Raw genomic sequence first — 24,746 nt, forward strand, 5'->3', positions numbered from 1 at the left:
GGGACTCGACAACAGCGGCACCATCGACCTGCCGAGCGGCGGCACGATCGACGTCACGAACGACGTCGTGAACACCGCCGACATCACCGCCGACGCTCCGACCGTGATCGACATCGGCGGCAACCTCGACAACAGCGGCACGATCGATCCCGGTGGCGGCAGCCTCACCGTCATCGGCGAGACGGAGAACAGCGGCACGATCACCTCGGAAACCCCGGTCGATATCGCGACCGGGGGACTCGACAACAGCGGCACCATCGACCTGCCGAGCGGCGGCACGATCGACGTCACGAACGACGTCGTGAACACCGAAGAGATCACGACCGATGCCCCCGTCACGATCGACATCGGCGGCAATCTCGACAATCGCGGCACCGCTGATATCGGCGGCGGCGGCACGGTCGATGTCGGCGGCAACGTCGCCAACAGCGGCGACCTCATCGTCTCGGATGGCGGGACCGCCATCACCGTCGGCGGCAATGTCGTCAACGACGGCACCATAGATCTCAACGGCCCCGGCAACACGCTCGACGTTGGCGGCGACCTCGCCAACAACGACACGATCGACGTGACCGACAGCGATGCGGTGGTCACCGTCGACGGCACGCTCACCAACCAGGGCGTCATCGCCGGAGGCGGCGGCGCTGCCGTGATCGACGCGGGCCAGGGCCTCGTCAACAACGGCACCATCGATCTCAGCGGCGGCGGCGCGGGCGACAGCCTGACCATAGTCGGCAACGTGACCGGCAACGGCACCGTCCTCGTCGATGCCGACATCAGCGCCACAGGCGGCACCGCCGATACGGTGGTGGTCGACGGCACGCTCGGCGGCACGGTCGATACCGAGATCAACAATCTCGGCGGGCCGATCACCTCGCCACCGCAGGAAGGATCGGGGGCGACGGTCATTACGGCGACGGGCGGCTCCAACGCCACCTTCACGCTCAACGAGCCGTTCGGCTATGCCGCGATCGGCCCGTGGCGGTACGAGCTGGCGCAAAGCGGCGGCGAGGTCCGGCTGGCCCCACGCTTCGACGACGAGGACGGAACGCCTCTCGCCGCGCTTACGCCTTCGGCGGCCGGCGCCACCGTCGCGCCCGATGCGGTGCTCGGGATCACCGACATGCTGCTGCCGCACATCCGCGAGCGCGAAGGCCAGGCGCTGATCTCCAGCCACGGCATCAGCGGCTGGATGCGGATCGAGGGAAGCCGCAGCCGGCTCGACGGCAAGGACTATCGCGTGGGCTATCGGCAGCGCACCGGCATCGCCCAGATCGGCTTCGGCGTCGCCCAGCCGGCGTCCGGGGGCGACATGCTGATGTTCGGCGGCACGGCCGGTCTGGTCCGCGGCAACTGGCATCCGCGCCTGCGCAGCGCCCGCGCCGATCTCGACATCGACGGCTATGCCTTCGGCCTCTACGCCACCTGGTTCGAGAAGGCCGATCAATCCGGCGGCTGGTATGTCGATCTCGCCACCCAGATGGGGATGTTCGACTTCGACCTCGACGTCCCCGCCGCCCGCGTCGCCAAATATGACGGGAACAGCCTCGCCGCATCGCTGGAGGTCGGCTACATCCTGCAGACGGGCGGCTGGCGGATCGAGCCGAGGGCACGCTTCACCTATCTCTCCAGCGACGTCGACGGCTTCCTGGGCGCGGACGGCCTGGAGGCGCAGGCCAACCGGAACGACCGCTACCGCGGCCGCCTCGCGGTGCGCACATCGAGCGACATGCCGATGGGGAACATGGTGCTGACGCCGGCGGTCACCCTCGGCGTGTCCTACGACCTGAAGCGGGACCGCGGCGTGCTGGTCGGCTTCGACAGCTTGGAGACCAATGCTCCCCGAACAGTGGCGGAAGGCTCCGCCGGCCTCAGCCTGCGCCTCGGCAACGGCTCCATGATCTTCGCCGAAGGACAGGGGCGCCTCGGGAGCGGCTATTGGCAGGCGGGCGTACGAGGCGGCGTCAGCTTCCGCTGGTGAGGCGCGGCATGGCGGCCCGTTGATCTGGCTGACGGAGCGGCGCTGCAAGCGCGCGCCGCTCCCGGAACGCGCGCCCGTCGGCTTCATCGGCAAAAGGTCGGCAAGCGGTCGGCAAGCAGTCAGCGCCACATCCTTTCTGATGGGCGCTCCGGTGCCTTTCCTGTGCGGCGGCATCCCGAACGGGCTGCAAGCGCAAGCAGGAGGCCGCAGTGAAGACAATATTGTTTGCCGTGGGGGGAAGTTTATTCGCCATAGTTTCCCATGTCTCTGCAACGGCTCAAAGTGCAGATTCGATCATCGTCACCGACATCAACGTTCGCTACGGCGATCTCGACCTGACGAGCAAACCAGGTGCCGAGACGATGCTGGCGCGGCTGGACAAGGCGGCGGCGAAGGCCTGTGGCCGCAAGCCGATGTCGGCGATGAGCTGGGACGCAATGGCGCAGGCAAGAGCGCATGAACACCGCAGGTGCAAGGCGGCGGCTATCGAGAACGCCACGATGAAGCTCGGCGCACCGCTGGTGCGCGCGGCATGGCTGCGCAGGACGAAGGCCATCCAGTCCGCCGCCGAAACCCGCTGAGGCGAGCGCCCGGCGATCTCCGGCTCGCTCGACCTGGAGGAGGGGCGGTGCTCCTTGGCCGCCCATCCTTCAGGTCATCGGCTCTTCCCGCGGCGAATTCGAGCGCATACAGGCGCAGGTTCGCGTGTGCAGAAGTCCGGCTGACGACGCGCGATCCAGTAATCGAGCATACCCGTCCGTTCCGCGATAGCGATGAAGCGCGGATCGGATCTCATCGGCGCAGCAGCGTCGCCGAACAGGAAAGCGCGCGAATAGCCGTTGCCGCCGGTCCTCACGAACGATTCTTCGGCTTCAGCCAGGCTGCGCCGGGACCGTTCGGGATATATGCGTTCCGCCAACGCAAACGCCGCGTCCAGGTCGCCGATCGCAGACAAGCCGGTCAGGCACGCCGCTATCGCCGGCTCGCGAAACAGCCGATCCCCGTCACATTCCGACCGGGCCCGGTCGATGTCGGCCGGCGCTCGCGTGCGATGCGCGACGAGGATGGTACGGATCGGCTGCTCGCGGCCTGGCGGTTCGATGATCGGTCCCGCGACCGGATCCTGAAGCAGCCCCGCGGCCTCTTCCATCCGGCCACCCGCCACCAACCCTCTGAAACGGAGTTCGATGAATATGGGATTGCGGCGCCAGTAGAGCTGGCCGGCCCGGATCAGGGGGGCGGTGTCGGGCTGGCCGGCGCGCTGCGACAATTCCAGATGGTAGAGGTAAAGTCCCGCCTTGGCCGATTGGAACGGATCGGCAGCATGGGCGCTGGCCCTGAGCGCCCCCGCCTCATCGAGTCGGCCCGCTTCGCTGAGGAGGGTTCCCAGATGGGTCGGGAGCCAGGGCGAGCGCGAATCCGCGGCGAGCCCCTGTCGCAGCAGATCCTCGCATTGTGCGGGCGTTGCCGTTGCCGACAGAAGGCAGGCAGGCAGGTAGGATTCGCCGAAGCGCGGCAGCAACTCGCGCGCCCGTGCAGCCGCAGCGCGCGCAGGACCAATCAGTGCCCGACGTTCGAGCTCCGGCGTGTCGCGATGCGAAAAGACCTCATGGCTCCTGAGCGCGAATGCGAGCTGGGCGACTCCCGACGGAGGCACCGCAGCAAGCGTCTCGCGCGCGGCGTCCAGCCCACCACGCGCATCTTCGCTGAGAAGCGCGCGAAGCACGCCTGCCCTTGCCCTGGGATCGGCCTCGCGGTTTATGAACGGGATCGCCGGGGTGATCGCGCCGGCTACGCCTCCGGCGACATAGTCGGGAAGCCTGTGCCTTTCGGCCACGGGTATCTCGAACAGGCGCGAGTAGACCGTGATCCCTCCTTCGACCTGATCGACGCGGGCAAAGGCGCGGATGACACCCCCTTCCTGCCGAACCGTGCCGGTGACCACATAGTCGGCGCCGAGCGCTCGACCGACATCCGCGGGGTTGTTGTCCGCCCTGGCCGGGAGCGGCGCAGTCGAGGCAAGCGGCAGACCGACGCGGTTCAACGCGGCGGCCGTCGCTGCCCCGATGCTCTTGCCGAACAGATGCACCTCTTCGCCGCTGTTGAGGCTCGTGAAAGGAAGGACGGCGAAGGTCGGCGAGGAAATCCGATCGTCCCGCGGCAGCAATCTGTATCCAAAGAAGAAAATGCCGAGCGCGAGGAGGGCGAGGCCGATTCCGATCGGCCCCGCACGCTGGCTGAACCATGCCGCCATGCCGCCCTCGACCGTAACAGGCGCACCGGTCGGCACTTCGCTGAGCCGATAACCCACCCGGGGAACCGTTTCGAGCGTTATGCCCCGCATCCGCTCGGTGAGACGGCGGACCTTGGCGAGACAGCGGTTGATCGCATCCTCCCCCACCACTCGCCCTTCCCAGCAGAGATGGATCAGCTCGTCGCGGCTCACCACCTCACCGCGTCGCCTGGCAAGCGCCACCAGCACCTGCATCACGCGCGGCTCGACCATCTCCCGCGTGCCGTCCAGGACGATCTCCCGCGTCGAAGGCCGCACCTCGGCGCCGCCGAGCGTGAACTCCGGCTCGCGCGCAAGGTTGACCCGGAAACCGTCCTGCATGTCATCCATGCGCCGGAGGCCAGCATAGCTGGTGAAAAGGGGCCGCCGATCTCAACCTGAGCATCCCGCCATGGCTGCCGATCCCCGCCAGAGTCCGATGCGAGGATAGGCGCAAGCCGGATGCGCAACAACCGCGCAAACTCGGTTGCTTGCGTCAGCCGCCGCCGCCCCGCAGCACGGGCGTCAGCACAGTCTCCATCGCGGCATAGCCGGCCTCGGTCGGATGCACGCCGTCGGAGGCCAGGCCCGGCTTCATCGCCCCTGAAGCATCGGCGAGCGCCGGGTGATAGTCGACCCAGGTCGCGCCGATCCGAGCCGCATAGCTCTTGAGCCAGCGGTTGAGCGATGCGATCGGCGCCTTGACGTCCAAACCCGGCCGCCACGGGAAGGCGGCGGCGGGCGGGATCGAGGCGAGGATCACATGGATGCCGTTGGCCCTCGCCAGCGTCGTCATCGCGCGGAAATTGTCGCGCATCGCCTCCTCGGTCATCGGCCCGGTATTGCCGGCGATGTCGTTGGTGCCCGCCATGATATGAACCGCCCTGGGCTTCAGGTCGATCACGTCGGGCTGGAAACGCACCAGCATCTGCGGCGTCGTCTGGCCGCCGATGCCGCGCCCGATGCGCCCCGGGATGAAGAAGCCGGGACGCTTGTCGCGCCAGCCCTCGGTGATCGAATCGCCCATGAAGACGATATCGACCGGTCTGCCCGAGGCGAGCAGCGCCGCATTGTCGTCGCGATAGCGGAAGAGATGGCCGAAATCCTCACGCAGCAGCCGCTGCCAGCGCTCGTCCCAGCTTTCCTCCCGAGCCGGCGCGGTTTGGCCGCACGCCCCATTCGCGGCGAAGGGCAGCGCCAGTCCGCCCAGCAACAGCTTTCTACGATCGATCTCATGGCTTCTCCGGTTTGGCACGGCCCGGCGAGCTACGCAAGATTTATACAATTAGTTGACAAATACGTTTTTAGATAAAATATTCCAAATAAAATCAGAATCCATGTTGGGAGGAACGGTATGGGAGGCGGAACATTCCGGCGGTTGCTCGCGGCAAGCGCTCTCGGCGCGGCGGTCGCCGCGCCGGCTTTCGCCCAGGAGGCCGGGCCTCCGGCCGATGACGCCCAGTCCGCCGGAGCCGGCGACATCATTGTCACCGCCCAGCGTCGCGCCGAGCGGCTGCAGGACGTTCCGCTCTCGGTCGTCGCGGTCGGCCCGGAGCGGCTGGAGAACCTGCGCTACAACGATTCGAGCGACATCCAGTACCTGGTCCCCGGCGTCACCGCCGGCGCCACCGCGGGGCCGCGCAACTTCGGCTTCTTCGTACGCGGCATCGGCACCACCAGCTTCTCCTCGGAAGGGATCGAGGCGAGCACCGCCTATGTGCTCGACGGCGTCGTGCTCGGCCAGTCGGGCGCGTCGGTCACCGACCTGCCCGACGTCGAGCGGATCGAGGTGCTGCGCGGCCCCCAGGGTACGCTGTTCGGCAAGAACGCGAGCGCGGGCGTCATCAACATCGTCACCCGCCGCCCGTCCGACACCTTCGAGGTCCGCGCCAGCGCGAGCTGGGGCTGGCCCCATGACGACCAGCGCTACAGCGTCTACGTCTCCGGTCCGATCACCGAGGGGACGCGCTTCTCCCTCTCCGGTCGGCGCAACGTGCGCGGCGGCTATATCGAGAACGTCCACGACGGCCGCCGCCTCAACGACCGCGACGAATACGGCCTGCGCGGCAAGCTCGAGTTCAACCCGACCTCGGACCTGCGCGTCACGATGATCGGCGACTATTTCGAACGCAACGCCAATTGCTGCATCTGGACGCTCTACGACGTCGGCACCCCGCCGGGTATCAACGAGGCGCTGTCGCTCGCCGCCGGCATCGATCCCGGCATCGGCAACCAGCAGCAGAACGTCGACGGCGACGTCTTCTCCGACGCCAAGAGCTACGGCGCCTCGATCCAGGCCGACTGGAGCTTCGGCGGCGGCTACACGCTGACCTCGATCAGCGCGCTGAGGCACTGGCAGAGCTACGACGGGCTCGACTCGGACTCCTCGCCGCTCGACCTGCTCGACACCAATTACGCCCGGTTCAAGCAGGGCCAGTTCACCCAGGAACTGCGCCTCGCGTCCCCCACCGGCGACCTGATCGACTATGTCGTCGGCCTCTATTATTTCGAATCCGACGTCGTCTCCCAGTCGCACCAGATCTATCCGGCGATCCCGCTGCCGTTCTGGACGCGCCAGGTGCGGATCGGCTCGACGATGCGCAACGTCGCCGCGTTCGGCCAGGCCAACCTCAACCTCACCGACCGGTTCCGCCTGATCGCCGGCGCGCGCGTGCTGCGCGAGACGATCGACGTCGACAAGCGCCGCTTCGATCCGCGCTTCGGCGTCTCCGACAGCGCATCCGCGCGCAAGGAGAGCGAGGCGCTCGTCTGGCGCGGCGGCGCGCAATATGACTTCACGCCGGACATCAACGCCTTCGCCACGGTGACGCGCGGGTTCAAGGGCGGCGGCTTCGACACCAACATCGGCAGCCCGATCCTGCGCGAGGTCGCGCCGGAGCGTCCGACCAACTACGAGATCGGCCTGCGCACGTCGTGGCCGGACATCGGCCTCACCTTCAACGTCACCGGCTTCCACACCCGCATCCGCGACTATCAGGTCGCCGGGCGCGACGCGACCACCGGCACCTATCCCATCACCAACAGCGACGCGCGCACCCAGGGCGTCGAGGTCGACGTGAGCCTTAGGCCGCGCGGCACCAACCTGACGCTCACCACCAACGGCTCCTATGTCGATGCCGAATGGGGCGACTTCGCCAACGCCCCCTGCTTCGGCGGGCAGACCGCCACCGAGGGCTGCGTCGGCGGGCAGCAGGACCTGACCGGCGAGCCCCTGCCCTATTCGCCCAAATGGCAGCTCGCGTTCGGCGGCAACTATGTCGCGCCGCTCGCCAGCGGGCTCAACCTGACGTTCGACCTCGGCGTCTCCTACCGGTCGAGCCACCTCGTCTCCTTCCCCAACAACCCGCGCGCGCGGCAGGACGGCTATGCGCTGGTCAACGGCGCGATCGGGCTCGCCGGCGACAGGGATCGCTGGCGCGTCGCGGTCTACGCCCGCAACCTGTTCGACCAGGAGTTCATCTCGACGATCTTCTCGACGCCGTTCGGCAACGCCCGCAGCCTCAGTGCCTTCCGCACCTATGAATCGCGCCGGTCGGTCGGCGTCTCGCTCGATGTCAATTTCTAGGGCTTGCCCGCTTGCTGTTGAAGCATGTGCTCCCGCGCAGGCGGGAGCCCAGGAGCCACAAGCGTCGTCGCGAGAGACCCTGGGTTCCCGCCTGCGCGGGAACACGGGCTTCCGTTTCGAGAGGGCCGATCCCAGGCCCACCTCGGGGACACCGCGGCTGCTCGCCGGCATCAGCTTCGTCACCTTCGCCGAGCTGCCCGACTGGTCGAGCGGCCCCCGCGGATCGCCGGCGAAGGTCTATGCGGCGATCAAGGCGGCCGGCTATGAAGCGGTCCAGACGCTCGATCCCGCCGTCGCGCGCGAGGCGGGATTGATCCCGACCGGCCTCGCCCGAGCCTTCGGCCTGGATCAGCTCCGCGACGTCATCCGTCGCTGGCGCGATGCGGGATGCGACTGCACCACCGTCCAGCTCGGCACCGGCTTCGAGAGCGACGACGAGATGGCGCGGCTCGCGGAGGGCCTGCTCGACATCGCCGAGGCCGAGCGGCACCCGGTCTATCTCGAAACCCACCGCGCGACGATGACGCAGGACATCCGGCGCACGCTCGACCTGGTCGAACGCTTCCCGGAGCTGCGCTTCAACGGCGACTTCGGCCATTGGTACATCGGCCACGAGCTCCCCTACGGCGATCTCGACGCGAAGCTCGAGGCGATGCGCCCGATCTTCGCGCGCACGCGGTTCCTGCACCTGCGCGTCTCCTCGGGCGCTTTCGGCCAGCTCACCGCGAGCGGTGCTCCGGAGGTCCTCGACCACTACAAGCGGATGTGGCGCGCGTGCTTCGAGGGCTTCCTCGCCACGGCGCGGCCGGGCGACCATTTCGCGGTCCATCCCGAGCTGCTGCCGCCGCGCACCGGCTACCCCCGGATGATCCCCGGCCCCGACGGCGCGCTCCGCGAGGAGAGCGACCGCTGGGCCGAAGCGCGCGTCCTGATCGACGTCGCGCGCGACTGTTTCGCCGAAGCACAGGAGCTTGCGGATGCTTGATATCGGGGGCGACCGTTTCGTCGACCGTCACGGCCGGCAGGTGCTGCTGCGCGGCGTCAACCTCGGCGGCGACTGCAAGATTCCAGCGGGGATCGCCGGCACGCACCTGCCCGACGATTTCTCCGACCATCGCACGGTCAGCTTCGTCGGCCGCCCGTTCCCGCTGGCCGAGGCCGACGCGCATCTCGACCGCATCCGGCGCTGGGGCTTCAACACGCTGCGGCTGCTGACGACCTGGGAAGCGGTCGCCCACGCCGGCCCCGGCGAGCGCGACGAGGCCTATCTCGACTATCTGCGCGAGGTCTGCCGCCGCGCCGCCGCGCGCGGCCTGTTCGTCTTCATCGACTTCCACCAGGACGTGTGGTCGCGCATGACCGGCGGCGACGGCGCGCCCGGCTGGACCTTCGACCTGGTCGGGCTCGACCTCACCAGGTTCCACGCCGCCGACGCCGCCCATCTGATGCAGCCGCGCTACGATCCCGCGATCGGCGGGCGGCAGGACGCCTATCCGCAGATGAGCTGGAGCCGCAACTACCGTATGCCCGCCAACGGGATCATGTGGACGCTGTTCTTCGGCGCGCGCACCTTCCTTCCCGGCTTCAAGATCGGCGGCGAGAGCGTCCAGGACCTGCTCCAGGGCGACTATCTCGGCGCGCTCCATGCCGTCGCGGAACGGGTGGCGGACATTCCCGAGGTGATCGGCTTCGACACGCTCAACGAGCCCTCGACCGGCTTCATCGGCGAGCCGCTCGACCGGCGCCACGAGGTGCGCGACGCCGCGCATCCCGAGCCGGTCCGCGCCGGCTGGGCGATGAGCGCGCTCGACATGCTGCGCCTGGCAAGCGGCGAGGCGATCGACCTCCCCGTCTACGCCTTCACCGCGGAGCGGCTGAACATCGAGCGGATCGGCAGCAAGGTCGCCAACCCGGACCGCATCCCGATCTGGAGACCGGACGTCCGCTGCCCCTTCGCCGCCGCCGGCCTCTACGAAGGCGACCGCGCGCTGGAGCCCGATCATTTCCGCAAGGTCGACGGCCGCACGATCGACGCCGACCGCGATCACATGCTGCCCTTCTTCCACGCCGTGGCCGAGACGATGCGGGGCGTGCGCCCCGACTGGCTGCTCTTCGCCGAGCTCAACCCCTACAAGACCGGGATGGGGCACAAATTCCCCGCCGGAATGCCGCCGCGCACGGTGAACGCCAGCCATTGGTATGATCTCTACGCGCTGGTCACCAAGACCTATCCCGACGAGGTCGCCGCGGGCGCGCCCGAATGGTATGCGCAGCAGCTCGCCGTCGTGAAGGCCGCGGCCGACACGCTCGGGCCCGAGGGCGCGCCGACGCTGATCGGCGAGTTCGGCCTGCCCTTCGACCTCGACGAGGGCGCCGCCTATGCCGCCTGGGCAGCGGGCGACCGCGGACCCGGACCCTGGGCGCGGCACGTGAGGGCGCTCACCAACATGTACGACACGCTGGACCGGCTCCTGCTCAGCGCCACCCAGTGGAACTACACCGCCTCCAACCGGAACGATGCCGCGGTCGGCGACGCATGGAACCAGGAGGATCTGTCGATCTACAGCGCCGACCAGGCGACCGGCGACAATGATCCCGACAGCGGCGGCCGCGCCGTCGCCGGCTTCGCCCGTCCCTATGCGCGCGCCGTCCAGGGCCGGCTGATCGAGCAGCATTTCGATGCCGCGGCGTGCCGCTTCCGCATCGTCTTCGATGCCGATCCCGCGATCGATGCGCCGACGGAGATCGTCGTGCCGCCGGCCCGGTTTCCCGGCAGGATCGCAGTCACGGCGCCCGGCTGCGAACGGCTCGCCGATCCCGCTCCGGGCGTGATCGCCTTGCGAGCCGTCGACACGGGCCGGCGACAGATCGAGGTCGTCGCCGCCGAAAAGGCAGGCTAATGATCCGTGCCATTGCGCAAACTCGCGACATTTCTATTATTCCGACAATGAATAGATCAATTCCATCGGTTTCGACCTTCACCGACCCATCGATCGTCGCCCCCGTCGACCCGGAGAGCAACCCCACCCAGGCGGTGTATTACTGGCTGCTGCGCGACATCATCCGCGGGGTGTTCGAGCCGCTGGAGCGCCTCAAGATCGAGCAACTCGTCACCTTCTACAAGATCGGCCACAGCCCGGTGCGGGAAGCGATCCTGCTGCTGTCGACCACCGGCCTGGTGGTGCACGAGCACCAGAAGGGCCACCGCGTCGCTCCCATCTCGCGCGCCGAATACAAGGACTTGATCGGCGTCTATCGCCGCATCTACCGCCTGACCTTGGAGATGGCGCTGGAGAATGGCGACGACGCCTGGGAAGAGGCCGTCGTTATCCAGCTTCACCGTTCGCTCAAGGTGCCCAAGCTGTTCGACAGTCCCGAGCATCGCGAGATGTGGCAGCGTGCTTACGGCAACCTCCATCACACCTTGCTGTCGGGCTGCGGATCGCCGCTGATGATCCGGCTGTGGACCGATCTCGGCCATCGGCTCGAGCGTTACGTCAATCTCTTCGCCGATTTCGAGGTCGACCTGAAGCTCGACCACCACTCTATGCACCGCGAGATCGTCGATGCGCTGATGCACCGCGACGCGACGCGGCTGGAGACGCTGGTCAGCGAATATTTCGCGATGGGCGAGAGCTTCCACAAGACGATCGCCACCGCGCTGGCCGCGAGGGAAGCCAAGCCGCGAGGCGTGAGCCCGGTCGACCCGCAGGCACCGCGCAAGCGCGGCCGCCCGCGCAAAGCGCAGACCAATATTTGATATTTTTATAGATTTTTAGAAAAAATCTATCTATCTCTCCCCAAAAATATCGGGGAGAGAATGATGTCGCGCGAGGACGCCAGGCCGCTGCAAAAGCTCGGCTTCAAGGGCATGGTCGGTTTCACGGTCGGCGACTATGCCTTCAATCTCTACTGGCAGAGTGTCTCGCTCTTCCTCCTCTTCTACTACACCGATGCGGTCGGGCTGAGCGCCGGGGTCGCGGGCCTCATCTACATGATCGCCTCGATCTTCGACGCCGTGATCGATCCGGTGATGGGCGCGATCGCCGACCGCACGCGCACGCGCTGGGGCCGCTACCGGCCTTATATCCTGTTCGGCGGCCCCTTCATCGGCCTCGCCTTCCTGCTGCTCTACTACAGGCCGCCGCTGGAGGGCGCCGGGCTCGCGATCTGGATGCTCGCCGCGCACATCATCTTCCGCATCGCCTACACCGTCTCGTCGATCCCCTACACGTCGATGTCGGCACGGATCACCACCAGCTCGGCCGAGCGCAACTCGATCGCGGGCGGGCGCATCATCTTCGCGACGCTCGGCGGATTGACCGTCGCCGGCCTCACCCAGCCGCTCGCGCGCTATTTCGGCAACGGCGATCTCGCCCACGGCTTCCTGATGGCGGCCGGCGTGTTCGCGGTGATCGCGACGCTGGTCATGCCGATCGTCTTCTTCGCGACCCGCGAGCCGCCCGAGACCGGCACGGAGGTCGTGCCGCACGGCATCTCCGGCTATTGGCGGGCCCTCGCCCACAATCGGGCGCTCTGGACGATGCTGATCGGCGTCTGCACCGGCACCATCTGCGCGACGGCGCTGGGCAAGTCGGTCCTCTATTACTTCAAATACTACATCGGCAACGAAGGGGCGGCTGCGACCTCGCTCGCGATCTGCACCGCGGCGGGATTGGTCATCGTGCCCGTCTGGATGGCGGTGACCCGGCGGATCGGCAAGCGCAACGCCTGGTTCGCCGCGATCGTCTGGGGGCTGGTCGGCCTCGCCGGCTTCGCGCTGATCGACATCCGCACCGTTCCGATGGCGATCGGCTTCTTCCTGTGGATGCAGGTGACGGCGTTGGGGCTCGCGCTCGGCTTCTGGTCGATCCTGCCCGATACGGTCGAATATGGCGAGCTCAAGACCGGGAGCCGCGCCGAATCCTTCGTGTTCGGGCTCGGCCAGTTCTTCCTCAAGGTAGCGCTGGGGCTGGGCGCCGGCCTCTACGGCTGGCTGCTCGGGCTGGTCGGCTACCGCGCCAACGTGCCGCAGACCGTCGAGACGCTGGCGAACCTCAAGCTGCTGATGATCGTGCTTCCCACGCTGGGCCTGATCGCGGCGGGCGCGGCGATGATCCTCTATCCGATCCGCGGACGGATGCATGACGAGATCGTCGAGGAATTGGCGCGGCGGCGGTTGTCTTCGGAGACGGTCGCCTGAGCCGGCACGCACTGTCCCTCTCCCTCTGGGAGAGGGAAGGAGCCGCCGAAGGCGGCGGGAGGGTGAGGGGGACTGCGGCCCGCGACGGGTCGCCCTCACCCTCCCACCCGGCTGCGCCGAGCGGACCCCTCCCTCTCCCAAAGGGAGGGAGGCGAATACCTCCGCCTACGCCCCGCTCGTAATCAAAAACTGCCGCTCGGGATCGTCCTGCGGCACCGCATCCCCGGCCGGGCCATAGGTCCGCGCGCCGTCAGGGGCGTATTGCAGGATATAGGCCTTGCGCACCGTCCCCGGCCTCAGGTTCGGACCCGTCCGATGCGGCGTGAGCGAGGAGAAGAGGATGATGTCCCCCGCCTTCCCCGGAACCGGCACCGCCTCCGTCGCCTCCTCCAGGCATTTGAGCCCGATCGGCGTCAGCCAATGCTCCAGCGTGCCGAGCCGGTGCAGTCCCGGGGCGATCCACGGGCAGCCGTTCTCCTCGTCGACATCGACCAGCGGGATCCAGAAGGTCAGATACTGCTGCGGCTCGATGAAGGTGTAGCCGTTGTCCTGATGCCAGGGGAATTCCTGCACCTTGCCGGTCTTCTTGTAGACCGACTGGTCCCAATAGAGGCGGACATCGGGCCCGATCAGGTCGCGGCAGATGTCGGCGATCACCGGATGCGCCGCGAACGCGCGCAGCACCGGCGACTGCCGCACGACATGCGCGGTGAAGGTGATCGTGCCGACGTCGGTCAGCCGGTAGCTGCCGCCCTGCTGCTCGGCGACAAAGGCCTCGTAGGCCGCCTCGATCGGGTCGATCGCCGCAACCACCTCGGCGAGCTCGGCAGGCGAGAAGGCCTGCTCGATGCGAATGAAGCCGTCGCGGTCGAACGCCTCGGCCTGCTCGCGGGTCAGCCGCCTGAGCGGCCGGTCGGCAGGCACGTCGACCCAGGTGAAACCGGTGCTGCGCGGATGCGGCTTGGGCATGTGGTCGGTCTGCATGAAGTCTCTCCGGGTCAGGCGGGAAGAAGGTTGGCGCTGCGCCGCGCGGGCACCCAGCGGTTGACCGGCGCGAGCCGCGCCTCGGCCTCCGCGTTGACGGGCCGAGTGCCGGCCTGAGCATAGTGGTAGACCATCGCCGAGCGGCGATAGTCGGCGACATTGTCGGTCGAGCGGTGCATCAGGAAGCTGTGGAAGAACAGCACGTCGCCGGGCTCCATCAGCGCGCATTGCTCGGCCGACGTGTCCTCGGAGACGATCTCGAGATAGCCCTGCAGTGTCTCCGGCCGGCGATCGGGCACATGCTCGAAGATCGCGCCCGTCCGGTGCGACCCCGGCAGCACCCACAGGCAGCCGTTCTCCACCGTCGCCCGGCTGAGCGCGACCCACACGCCGACCTGCGGCTGCCGGTCGAAGCGGAAGTAGAAGCCGTCCTGATGCCAGGGCTGGCCGATCACGCCGGGGTTCTTGAAGATGAACTGGCTCTGGAAACAGTCGATGTCCTCGCCGAGCAGCGCCGCCACCCGATCGGTGATCAGCGGATCGAGCGCCAGCGCCCGTGCGGCGCCGACGGCGTGGCAGTTGAAGACCTTGGCGATATAGTCCTCGGGATCGCGCGCGACCGGGCTCGGCGCCGTCTCCGGATAGATCAGCAGGCCGTCGCCCGTGACGTAGATGCGCTCGCCTTCGTGCGCCGCCGGCGGATCGGCCGCGATCGCGGCGATCGTCTCCCGCTCGATCTCCTCGACGCGTGCTCTGGGGATCAGGCCGCGCTGGAAGAAGAAGCCTTGCTCGCGCCAGGCCCGAAGGGATGCGGGCTCAGCCATAATTCCTCTCCTATTTTATCGAATCATTTATATTTTATCTCTTTCTATATATTTTCAGAAGAGGGCACAACGGCGAATTGCGCCACCCTCTCGCGAAAGGCGGCGCGACGACAGGATCACGATTAACGGATGAGGGGCCGCCCCCCTCCCGGCCTGGAGTCCGTCCGCTTTAAGCGGATTTAAGCGGAAACGATGGGGCTCCTGCGAAGGCAGGAGTCCTGGATCACGGGCGTATCGCGTGCCGCCCGAGCTCCTGCCTTCGCAGGAGCACTGACGCTACATCGATCCGAATTGGGGAGAGTCTAATAGGCGAAGCTAAGCGTGGCGATGACACTGCGCGGTGGGGCATGGAAAGCCTGACCCCACATCAGGCTGGCGAGATATTTGTGGTCGGTGACGTTGCGGACGTTCACCGTCGCACGCACGTGATCGACCAAACGGATGCCCGCCATCAGGTCGACCACCGCATAGTCCTTCTGCTTCAGGACGACGTCGCCCGTGACGATTCCGACGCCCTGCACGCCGGAGTCGGCATAGCTGATCGCGTTCTGCCAGCGCAGCTGGGCGCCGAGCTTCAGGTCCCTGAGCTCGGGAACCGCATAGGTGGTCGCGAGCTTGAACGTCTGCGTCGGCAGCCAGGTCCGCGCGGGATCGCCGTTCCCGTCATCGAGGTCGAGATAGGTGTAGCCGCCGCTCAGCGTCCAGCGATCGGTGACGCGTCCGGCGACCTCGATCTCGAAGCCCTTCGATGTGGTGTCGACGCCGACATAGTAGCTGTCGCCGACCTGGCCAGGCCCGTTCGGATCGGTGAACTGGCCGGCGATCTCGGCCAGGCCCTTCTGCTTCGCCCGAAACACCGCCGCGGTGGCGTAGAGCCGCTTGTCGAACCACTCGCTCTTGATGCCAGCCTCGATGCTGCTGCCCTTGGCCGGGTCGAGCTTGCGGTTGCCGGCGTCCACCTCGACCTGCGGGTTGAAGATGTCGGTATAGCTCGCATAGAGCGAGACGTTGGGGGTGAGGTCGAGGACAGCGCCGATGTAGGGGCTGACGGCACTGTCGTCGCGCGACTGGTCGACGCCGTAGGAGTCACCGGTCGTCTTCAGCCACATCGCACTGGCGCCGACCACAGCCTTCAGATTGTCGGCCAGGTTGAGGTGCGCGGCGCCATAGACGCGGGTCAGCCGGTCGCTGTAGTCGGCAGCGAGATAGGGCGCGTCATAGTTGGGCTCCGCCACCTGCACCCGGCCCCAGTCCTGCACCGCGGGAAAGGCGATCTCGTCAAGCGCGGAGGCCTCATATTCGAGCGCATCGGACCGCGCGGTCGACACCCCGAAGGCGAGCTTGTGCTCCCGGCCGAACAGCGTGACCGGGCCCGACGCGTAGAAATCGCCGAGATAGCGATCATAGGTGGAGGGATAGAGGCCCGACGATCCGCCGACATCGAGGCCCGTCGTCCGGTCGGGATAGCCGAAGGCGTAGAGCAGCTTCGCACTCTCCTCGAAGCGCTTGTAGGTGAAGATGCCCTTCGCCGACCAGCCGCCGGCGAATTGATAGCCGAGCTCGGCAAAGGCAGTCTGGTCGGTCACGTTCCAATAGGTCCAGTCTGCCGAGGTCGAGGCGGACCGCCGATAGTCGATCCGCGTCCCGTCCGAATAGGTGAGCGGCAGCGCCCCCCACAGCACGCCGTCGGCGTCATTGTCCTGACGGGTATAGCCGACCGTCGCGGTGAGCCGCGGAGTCACGTTCCACGAGACGATCGCGCCGTAGACGTCGCGGTCGACATGATTGTAGTCGAGGTACGAATCCTTGTCCTCATGCGCGAAGATCAGCCGCGCCTTCAGCGTGCCGGCCTCGTTCAATGGGCCGGAGATATCCGCCTCGACACGCTTCCGGTCCCAGGAACCGAGCATCGCCGACGCGCTCGCCTGGAAGCTATCGGTCGGCCGCTTGCGCACATAGTTGATCGTGGCGGAGGGATTGCCGACCCCGGTCATGATCGCGTTGGCGCCGCGGATCGCCTCCACCCGCTCGAACAGCGCGGTGTCGAGATCGCCGAACTGGATTCCCCAGATCAGCGGCAGGCCGATGCCGTCGACCTGGAAGTTGGTGATGTCGAACCCGCGCGCGTTGAAATAGGTGCGATCGGTCTCGACGCGCTCGACGTTGATGCCGACCGTCTGGTCCAACAGGTCGTTGACGTTGGTCAGCGCGAAATCCTCGATGCGCTGACGGTCGACGACGGTGACCGATTGCGGCGTTTCCCTGAGCGACAGCGACAGGCCGGTCGCCGAGCTGCTCTGCGCCTGCGCGGTACCGGTCACGATGATGTCGGTCCTGAGCTGTTCGTCCCCATCCTCTGCGGGATCGGCGGCCGAGGCATGGGCCGCGGCAGGCAGGATCAGCGTCGATGCCAGGAGGATGGAACCGAACCAATGCTTCATCTGCGCTAATCCCTCGCTCGACCGCGGCATCCGCACCGCGGGCGCGTCGCTAGGGGATTGCACTAATGCAAGTCAATATCATTATCATTAGAGGCTTTGGCTGGATATCCCCTCTTCCATTGGGAGAGGGACAGTGGGACCCCCAACAAATCGCTTCCCTAATAGGATTTGCTCTGCTTGACGCGGGCGGCTGCCGCAGCGCGGCCGCGGAGATGAGTGGACCAAAGTGAACGAATGAACCGCGACTCCCTTCACTTTGACGCCACGGCCGAGCCGTACCTGGAGCCGCAATCGCGCGATCTCGCGGCGCTGGCCGAGCGTGGCCGCGGCCGGCATCTGATCGGGCGCACCGGCCGGGATTTCTCGTCCAACGACTACCTCGCCCTCGCCGCTTCCCCTGCCCTGGCGGTTGCCGCCACGGAGGCGCTGGAGCGGGGCGTGCCGCTCGGCTCGGGCGGATCGCGGCTGCTGCGCGGCAACCATCCCGAGCATGAAGCGCTGGAGGAGGAGGCGGCGCGCTTCTTCGGCAGCGAGGCGGCGTTGTTCTTCTCGAGCGGTTACGCCGCCAACGCCGCATTGCTGGCGACGCTGCCGCAACGCGGCGACCTCGTCGTCCACGACGCGCTGGTCCATGCCAGCGCCCATGAAGGAATGCGTCTCGGCCGGGCCGAGGTGCGCATCGCCGCCCACAACGACGTCGACGCCTTCGCCGACGCGATCGCCGCCTGGCGCCGCGACGGCGGCACCGGCCGCGTCTGGATCGCGGTCGAGAGCCTCTACAGCATGGACGGCGACCGGGCGCCGCTCGACGCGCTCGCCGAGCTGGCGGACATGCACGAGGCGATGCTGCTGATCGACGAGGCTCATGCCACCGGCGTGTTCGGGCCCGACGGACGCGGGCTCGCCGCGCATCTCGACGGACACGACAACGTCATCGCGCTCCGCACCTGCGGCAAGGCGCTCGGCTGCGAGGGGGCGCTGCTGTGCGGCCCCCGGATCATGCGCGACTTCCTGATCAACCGGGGCCGGGCCTTCATCTTCTCGACCGCTCCCTCGCCGCTGATCGCGGCCTCGGTCCGCGCGGCATTGCGCCTGCTCGCCGCCGAGCCCGAGCGCCGCGAGCGGCTGCACGCGCTGGTCGCCCATGCCCATGACGCGCTGGTGCCGCTCGGCGCGGTCGGCAGCGGCGCGCAGATCCTGCCGGTGATCCTCGGCGACGACGCCCGCGCGATGGAGGTCGCGGCGGCGGTGCAGGCGGCGGGCTTCGACGTGCGCGGCATCCGCCCGCCGACCGTCCCCGCCGGCACCGCGCGGCTGCGCGTCTCGCTGACGCTCAACGTGACAAGCGAGGACGTGACCGCCCTCGCCGCCGTGCTCGCACAGGCGCTGCGATGAACCGCGCGATCGTCGTCACCGGCACCGACACCGACGTCGGCAAGACCGTGCTCGCCGCCGCGCTCGCCGGCGCGCTGGGCGCCGCCTATTGGAAGCCGGTGCAGGCGGGGCTCGACGGCGGCAGCGACGCCGAACGGGTGGCCGCGCTCGCCGGCCTGCCGCCCGAGCGCATCCTTCCCGAATCCTATCGTCTCGCCACCCCATGCTCCCCGCATCGCTCGGCCGAGATCGACGGCATCGAGATCGACGCCGCCCGCCTCGATCCGCCGGGCGACCGTCCACTCGTGATCGAAGGTGCCGGCGGCGTGCTGGTGCCGGTCACCCGCAACCTGCTCTACGCCGACCTGTTCGCGCGCTGGGCATTGCCGACGGTGCTGGTCGCGCGGACCGCGCTCGGCACGATCAACCACAGTCTGCTCTCGCTGGAGGCGCTGCGGGCACGCCGGGTCCCGGTGCTCGGCATCGCCTTCGTCGGCGAGGCGAACGAGGACAGCGAGGCGACCATCGCCGCGATCGGCAAAGTGCGCCGCCTCGGCCGCCTGCCCCTCCTCGACCCGCTCGACCGCGCCTCCCTCGCCTCCGCCTTCGCCGCCAACTTCGACCTTGCGGACTTCACGGCATGAGCTCGCCCGTCTGGCATCCCTTCACCCAGCACGGCCTCGGCGAGCCGATCCCCCTGGTGGAGCGCGCCGAAGGGGCGGCGCTCCACACCCGCGACGGCCGGCGCGTGATCGACGCCATCTCGTCCTGGTGGGTGACGACGCACGGCCATGGCCATCCGCGCATCATGGCCGCGATCGCCGAGCAGGCGGGGAAGCTCGACCAGATCATCTTCGCCGGCTGGACGCACGAGCCGGCCGAGACGCTGGCGCACGGCCTCACGGCGATCATGCCGGCCGAGCTCCGCTACGTCTTCTTCTCCGACAGCGGCTCGACCAGCGTCGAGGTGGCGCTCAAGATGGCGCTCGGCTTCTGGGCCAACACCGGCCACCCACGCCATCGCATCGTGGTGATGGAGCATAGCTATCACGGCGATACGATCGGCACGATGTCGGTCGGCGCGCGCGGCGTGTTCAACCAGCCCTATCAGCCGCTGCTGTTCGACGTCGCCACCGTCCCCTTCCCCGAAGCCGGCCGCGAACAGATCACGCTCGACGCGCTGGAGGCGCATTGCCGCGAGCAGCCGGCCGCCTTCATCGTCGAACCGCTGATCCTCGGCGCCGGCGGGATGAAGACCTATTCCCCCGCCCTCCTCGCCGAGATGCGCGCGATCTGTGCCCGGTACGACGTCCTGTTCATCGCCGACGAGGTGATGACCGGCTGGGGCCGTACCGGCACGCTGCTCGCCTGCGAGCAGGCCGGCGTGGTGCCGGACATCCTGTGCCTGTCGAAGGGCCTCACCGGTGGCGCGCTGCCGCTGGCGGTGACGCTCGCCACCGCACCGATCTTCGAGGCGCATCGCTCGACCGATCGCGCGCGGATGTTCTTCCACTCCTCCAGCTACACCGCCAACCCGATCGCCTGCGCCGCCGCCAACGCCAACCTCGCGATCTGGCGCGAGGAGCCGGTGCTGGAGCGCGTCGCCGGCCTGGGCGGGCGTCAGCAGGCAAGGCTCGACCGGCTCGCCGGCCACCCGCTGGTGCAGAACCCGCGCCGCCGCGGCACCATCGCCGCCTTGGAGATCGCGGACCGGACCGGCAACTATCTCTCGGCGATCGCGCCGCGCCTGCTGGCCTTCGCCCGCGAGCGCGACGTGCTGCTGCGCCCGCTCGGCAACACGCTCTACGTGATGCCGCCCTATTGCATCGACGACGCCGACCTCGATGCCATCTATTCGGTGGCGGAGGAGTTTCTCGCCTCCGCACTCTAACCGTCACCCCCGGCGACGGCCGGGGTCAGGCGGCAAGCTCAGCGTTCGAGCTTCTTGTCCAGCACATGCGACACGGTGGACCCGCCCTTCGCCGGGGTGACGGGACGGGAGGCTAGGCCGCCGCCCGCGTGAAGCGGAAGCGGTCGCGGATGCGGCGGTTGAAGAAGCCGCCCTTGGACGAGGCGCGCCGCATCGCCTCCACCACCGACGGCGGCACCCCGTGATAGCTGTAGCGCCGCCCGCTCACGAACTCGATGTCGAGCCGGTGCGCGGCGGCATCATAGTCGAAGTGGCGGATCACGCTCGACGGCATGTGCCAAAAACGCGCGCGAAGGCGCCGTGTTTCGGCACCCTCCTGCCGCTTGGGAGTTGGGATTGCTCGGCAGCCGGACAGCGTAGCTTTTCATGGTCTCCCTGCTTCCCCAGCCCGACGTCAGCGAAGCCGAGCGCGAGCGCGGGCTGCGCCTGCGTTTCCTCAGGCGCCGCGCCCGCGAAAAATCGCGTCGCGCCCCCCTCCGTTCAGCGCCGGTCAACCTTTGATTTGCGAGGGCGATCAAGCCGTTCGGACCGGACCCCAACGCGGTTTCGGAACGTTTCGACGCTTGCACGGCCGATCATGTTCTGTCTTAGTCGGCCGTCCGGAGGATAATATGAACCAGACTCCTACTCGTCGCCGCGGCAAGGTGGTCGCCGCGGTCCTTGCCAGTGCTGTCCTGCTCGCTTCCTGCGCGACCGCGACGACCTATCATCCCGCGACGGGCAGCGGCTTCTCGCGCACCGGCTTCAGCGACATGCAGATCGAGCCGAACCGGTTCCGCGTGACCTTCGCCGGAAACAGCTATACTTCGCGCGAGACCGTCGAGCGCTACCTGCTCTATCGCGCCGCCGAGCTGACGCTCGACCAGGGCTACGATTATTTCATCGTCTCCGATCGCGATACCGACAAGCAGACCCGTACCTATACGACGCCGAGCTACGGCGGCTGGGCCGGCTTCGGTTATTGGGGTCCGCGTTGGCGCTACTACGGCCGCGGCTTCGGCTGGCGTTCGTGGGATCCGTGGTGGGGTGACCCCTTCTGGGACCGTACGATCGACGTGAATACCGTCGAGCGCTACGAGGCGACCGCAGAGATCGTGCTGGGCCGCGGCCGCAAGCCCGCCGACAACATTCGTGCCTTCGACGCCCATGCCGTCATGGAACGGCTCGGTCCGACGATCAAATTCCCCGAACAGCGCAAGTAATCGGGGCGAGCAGCACTAAAATGAAGGGCCGGGAGGAGAACTCCCGGCCCTTTTTTCTCGATCCTCCCCGGCACGGGGAGGGGGACCAGCCGAAGGCTGGTGGAGGGGGAGCGCGGCAGACGATCCACTCGCGGCGAGCCCCCTCCACCACCGCCTTCGGCGGCGGTCCCCCTCCCCGTGCCGGGGAGGATTTAACTTATAGCGCTCCGTGGCAGTGCTTGTACTTGCGCCCCGACCCGCAGGGGCACGGCGCATTGCGGCTGACCACGCCCTTCCAGCTCTCCGGATCCTCGCCCAGCACCGTCTCGGCCTGCGGCTGCGGGACGGCAAGCGGCGGCAGCGTCGCCGCGATCAGCCCGGCGCTGCCCGCATCCCAGTCGGCCGAATTGTCCTCGCCGGTGAAGGGATCGAGGTGGCTGGTGATGAAGTCCGGCAGCTCGGGCAGGTCAGGCGGCGGCTGCAGGCGGAACTGGGCGTGCGCCAGCGTGCGCGTCACGTCCTCGCGGATGTTGCCGAGCATCCGCTCGAACATCGCGAAGGCCTCCTGCTTGTATTCGTTGATCGGCGTCTTCTGCGCGTAGGCGCGCAGGTGCACCACCTGCCGCAACGCGTCGAGCATCGCGAGATGCTCCTTCCAGTGATGGTCGAGATGCTGGAGCAGGATCGATTTCTCGACCCCGATCCAGGTCTGCTCGTCGAGCTCGGCCGCCTTCGCGTTGACGTGCGCGTCGGCCATCTCGCGGATGCGCTCCTCGATCATCTCGGGATCGACCGTATCCTCCTTCAGCCAGTCGTCGACCGGCACCTCGATGCCGAGCGTGTCGCGCACCTGCGCCTTCAGCCCCTCGACGTCCCACTGCTCGGGATAGCTGCCGACCGGACACGCCTCGCCGACGATCGCATTGACCGTCTCGGCGCGCATGTCGACGACCACCTCGTCGACCGTTTCCGCATCCATGATGTCGGCGCGCTGCTCGTAGATGACCTTGCGCTGGTCGTTCATCACGTCGTCGTATTCGACGACCTGCTTGCGGATGTCGTAGTTGCGCGCCTCGACCTTCTTCTGCGCGGTCTCGATCGCCTTGGTCAGCCACTTGGAGCCGATCGCCTCGCCCTCGGCCATGTTCGACCGCATCATCCGCGCGAACAAGGTGTCGGGGCCGAAGATGCGCAGCAGGTCGTCGTCGAGGCTGAGGTAGAAGCGGCTGAGCCCCGGGTCGCCCTGGCGGCCCGAACGGCCGCGCAGCTGGTTGTCGATGCGGCGGCTCTCGTGGCGCTCGGTGCCGAGCACGAACAGCCCGCCCGCGGCGAGCACCTGCTCCTTCTCGGCCGCGACCTCAGCCTTGATCCGCTCGATCGCCGCATCGCGTTCCGGCCCCTCCGGCATCCCGGCAAGCTCGTCGTTGATGCGGAACTCGACGTTGCCGCCCAGCTGGATGTCGGTGCCGCGCCCGGCCATGTTGGTCGAGACGGTCACCGCGCCGAGCCGGCCCGCCTGCGCCACGATATGCGCTTCGCTCTCATGGAAGCGGGCGTTCAGCACCTCGTGCTTCACCTTCTCCTGGCGGAGGAACTCGCTGAGCAGCTCGGACTTCTCGATCGAGACCGTGCCGACCAGCACCGGCTGGCCCTTTTCGGCATGTTCCTTGATCCTCTTCGCAATCGCTTTGAACTTGTCCTGCGTATCCTTGTAGAACTCGTCCTCCTCGTCGATGCGCTGGACCGGCACGTTGGTGGGGATCGTCACCACGTTCATCTTGTAGATGTCATAGAACTCCGCCGCCTCGGTCGCCGCGGTGCCGGTCATGCCCGACAGCTTCGGATACATGCGGAAGTAGTTCTGGAAGGTGATCGAGGCGAGCGTCTGGTTCTCGGGCTCGATGTTGACGCCTTCCTTGGCCTCCACCGCCTGGTGCAGGCCGTCCGACCAGCGCCGGCCATCCATCATGCGGCCGGTGAACTCGTCGATGATGATGACCTTGCCGTCCTTGACGATGTAATCGGTATCGCGCTTGAACATCATGTTCGCGCGCAGCGCCTGGTTGAGGTGGTGCACCACCTGCGTGTTCTCGAAATCGTAGAGGTTGGCGCCCTGGAGCAGCCCGGCGGCCTCGAGCATCCGCTCGGCCTTCTCGGTGCCGTCCTCGGTGAGGATGATCGACTTCTGCTTCTCGTCCTTCTCGTAATCGTCGGACGTGAGCTGCTTCACGATCGCATCGACCGAGATGTAGAGCTCGGACTTGTCGTCGGTGGGGCCCGAGATGATCAGCGGGGTGCGCGCCTCGTCGATCAGGATCGAGTCCACCTCGTCGACGATTCCGTAGTTGAACGGCCGCTGCACCATCGCCTCGCGGTCGTACTTCATGTTGTCGCGCAGGTAATCGAAGCCGAACTCGTTGTTGGTGCCGTAGGTGATGTCGGAGTGATAAGCCTCGCGCCGCTCATGGTCGCTGAGGTTGGGCACGATCACGCCGACGCTGAGCCCCAGGAAGCGGTAGATCTGTCCCATCCATTCGGCGTCGCGGCGGGCGAGATAGTCGTTGACGGTGACGACGTGCACGCCGGTCTGCGGCAGCGCGTTGAGATAGGTCGCCAGCGTCGCCACCAGCGTCTTGCCCTCGCCGGTGCGCATCTCGGCGATCTCGCCGCGGTGGAGCACGATGCCGCCGATCATCTGCACGTCGAAGTGGCGCATCCCCAGCACGCGCACGCTCGCCTCGCGCACCGTGGCGAAGGCCTCGGGCAGGATGGCGTCGAGCTTCTCGCCATTCTCCAGCCGCTCGCGGAAGCGCGCGGTCTGCTGGGCGAGCTCCTCGTCCGACATCGCCTGCATCGCCGGCTCGAAGCCGTTGATCTTGTCGACGGTGCCGCGCAGCGACTTGACGTAACGGTCGTTGGACGACCCGAACAGGGACTTGGCAATACCGCCGAACATGAGCGTAGACCTCT

18 protein-coding genes are annotated in these 24,746 nt (G+C 67.5%); 11 read left to right on the plus strand and 7 right to left on the minus strand.

Features of this window, described 5'->3' with window-relative positions:
* Both ACMGER_RS12855 and ACMGER_RS12860 read left to right on the plus strand, forming a co-directional pair.
* Positions 1–1,981, plus strand: a 1,981-nt coding sequence (locus ACMGER_RS12855) for an autotransporter outer membrane beta-barrel domain-containing protein (protein ID WP_436812530.1), incomplete at its 5' end; no start/stop codon positions are given.
* Between the two features lie 209 nt (positions 1,982–2,190).
* The gene (locus ACMGER_RS12860) at positions 2,191–2,562 is read left to right on the plus strand and encodes a UrcA family protein (RefSeq protein WP_436812531.1); all 372 of its coding nucleotides are present in this window, start codon (positions 2,191–2,193) and stop codon (positions 2,560–2,562) included.
* A gap of 74 nt (positions 2,563–2,636) precedes the next feature.
* On the opposite strand, the gene ACMGER_RS12865 is transcribed toward ACMGER_RS12860, so the two are convergent.
* Positions 2,637–4,604, minus strand: coding sequence for a winged helix-turn-helix domain-containing protein (locus tag ACMGER_RS12865; protein ID WP_436812532.1), 1,968 nt, complete (start codon positions 4,602–4,604; stop codon positions 2,637–2,639).
* Between the two features lie 145 nt (positions 4,605–4,749).
* A complete protein-coding gene (locus ACMGER_RS12870) occupies positions 4,750–5,466 on the minus strand; it encodes a GDSL-type esterase/lipase family protein (RefSeq protein ID WP_436812533.1) in 717 nt (238 codons plus the stop codon).
* 141 nt (positions 5,467–5,607) lie between these two features.
* On the opposite strand from ACMGER_RS12870, the gene ACMGER_RS12875 reads away from it, so the two are divergent.
* From ACMGER_RS12875 to ACMGER_RS12895, 5 genes are all read left to right on the plus strand, one after another.
* On the plus strand, positions 5,608–7,839 hold the full coding sequence (locus ACMGER_RS12875; protein ID WP_436812534.1) for a TonB-dependent receptor: 2,232 nt from the start codon (positions 5,608–5,610) through the stop codon (positions 7,837–7,839).
* On the plus strand, positions 7,826–8,824 hold the full coding sequence (locus ACMGER_RS12880) for a sugar phosphate isomerase/epimerase family protein (protein ID WP_436812535.1): 999 nt from the start codon (positions 7,826–7,828) through the stop codon (positions 8,822–8,824). Before ACMGER_RS12875 ends, ACMGER_RS12880 begins: the two co-directional genes overlap by 14 nt.
* Positions 8,817–10,739, plus strand: a complete 1,923-nt coding sequence (locus ACMGER_RS12885) for a cellulase family glycosylhydrolase (protein ID WP_436812536.1) — start codon at positions 8,817–8,819, stop codon at positions 10,737–10,739. Before ACMGER_RS12880 ends, ACMGER_RS12885 begins: the two co-directional genes overlap by 8 nt.
* 47 nt (positions 10,740–10,786) lie before the next feature.
* Positions 10,787–11,599: a GntR family transcriptional regulator gene (locus ACMGER_RS12890; protein ID WP_436812537.1), complete on the plus strand. Its 813-nt coding sequence runs from the start codon at positions 10,787–10,789 to the stop codon at positions 11,597–11,599.
* A 63-nt stretch (positions 11,600–11,662) separates the two neighbouring features.
* Positions 11,663–13,042 carry an MFS transporter gene (locus ACMGER_RS12895; protein ID WP_436812538.1) on the plus strand — a complete coding sequence of 460 codons (1,380 nt, stop codon included), beginning with the start codon at positions 11,663–11,665 and terminating at the stop codon, positions 13,040–13,042.
* A gap of 165 nt (positions 13,043–13,207) precedes the next feature.
* Here the strand turns inward: ACMGER_RS12895 and ACMGER_RS12900 are convergent, their stop codons facing one another.
* From ACMGER_RS12900 to ACMGER_RS12910, 3 genes are all read right to left on the minus strand, one after another.
* Positions 13,208–14,026 carry a phytanoyl-CoA dioxygenase family protein gene (locus ACMGER_RS12900; RefSeq protein ID WP_436812539.1) on the minus strand — a complete coding sequence of 273 codons (819 nt, stop codon included), beginning with the start codon at positions 14,024–14,026 and terminating at the stop codon, positions 13,208–13,210.
* 14 nt (positions 14,027–14,040) lie between these two features.
* A complete protein-coding gene (locus tag ACMGER_RS12905; RefSeq protein ID WP_436812540.1) occupies positions 14,041–14,850 on the minus strand; it encodes a phytanoyl-CoA dioxygenase family protein in 810 nt (269 codons plus the stop codon).
* A gap of 302 nt (positions 14,851–15,152) precedes the next feature.
* A complete protein-coding gene (locus ACMGER_RS12910) occupies positions 15,153–17,291 on the minus strand; it encodes a TonB-dependent siderophore receptor (RefSeq protein WP_436812541.1) in 2,139 nt (712 codons plus the stop codon).
* A gap of 234 nt (positions 17,292–17,525) precedes the next feature.
* Between ACMGER_RS12910 and ACMGER_RS12915 the strand changes: the two genes are divergently transcribed.
* The 3 genes from ACMGER_RS12915 to ACMGER_RS12925 are packed head-to-tail and all read left to right on the plus strand — an operon-like array spanning position 17,526 to position 20,556.
* Positions 17,526–18,686 (plus strand): 8-amino-7-oxononanoate synthase, encoded by a 1,161-nt coding sequence (locus ACMGER_RS12915; RefSeq protein ID WP_436812542.1) that lies wholly within the window; start codon positions 17,526–17,528, stop codon positions 18,684–18,686.
* Positions 18,683–19,309, plus strand: coding sequence for a dethiobiotin synthase (bioD, locus tag ACMGER_RS12920; protein ID WP_436812543.1), 627 nt, complete (start codon positions 18,683–18,685; stop codon positions 19,307–19,309). Before ACMGER_RS12915 ends, bioD begins: the two co-directional genes overlap by 4 nt.
* On the plus strand, positions 19,306–20,556 hold the full coding sequence (locus tag ACMGER_RS12925; protein ID WP_436812544.1) for an adenosylmethionine--8-amino-7-oxononanoate transaminase: 1,251 nt from the start codon (positions 19,306–19,308) through the stop codon (positions 20,554–20,556). The genes bioD and ACMGER_RS12925 overlap by 4 nt, the downstream gene beginning before the upstream one ends.
* A gap of 112 nt (positions 20,557–20,668) precedes the next feature.
* On the opposite strand, the gene ACMGER_RS12930 is transcribed toward ACMGER_RS12925, so the two are convergent.
* The gene (locus tag ACMGER_RS12930) at positions 20,669–20,857 is read right to left on the minus strand and encodes a KTSC domain-containing protein (RefSeq protein WP_436812545.1); all 189 of its coding nucleotides are present in this window, start codon (positions 20,855–20,857) and stop codon (positions 20,669–20,671) included.
* A 349-nt stretch (positions 20,858–21,206) separates the two neighbouring features.
* Here ACMGER_RS12930 and ACMGER_RS12935 point away from each other — a divergent pair, with 349 nt between their 5' ends.
* A complete protein-coding gene (locus ACMGER_RS12935; protein ID WP_436812546.1) occupies positions 21,207–21,797 on the plus strand; it encodes a CC0125/CC1285 family lipoprotein in 591 nt (196 codons plus the stop codon).
* Positions 21,798–21,993: 196 nt separating this feature from the next.
* On the opposite strand, the gene secA is transcribed toward ACMGER_RS12935, so the two are convergent.
* Entirely contained in the window at positions 21,994–24,732 is a 2,739-nt protein-coding gene (gene secA, locus ACMGER_RS12940; protein ID WP_436812547.1) for a preprotein translocase subunit SecA, read from the minus strand.
* Between the last annotated feature and the right edge of the window lie 14 nt (positions 24,733–24,746).

Origin of the sequence: Sphingomonas astragali (assembly GCF_051400615.1) — a bacterium.
In the GTDB taxonomy this organism is placed as follows: domain Bacteria; phylum Pseudomonadota; class Alphaproteobacteria; order Sphingomonadales; family Sphingomonadaceae; genus Sphingomonas.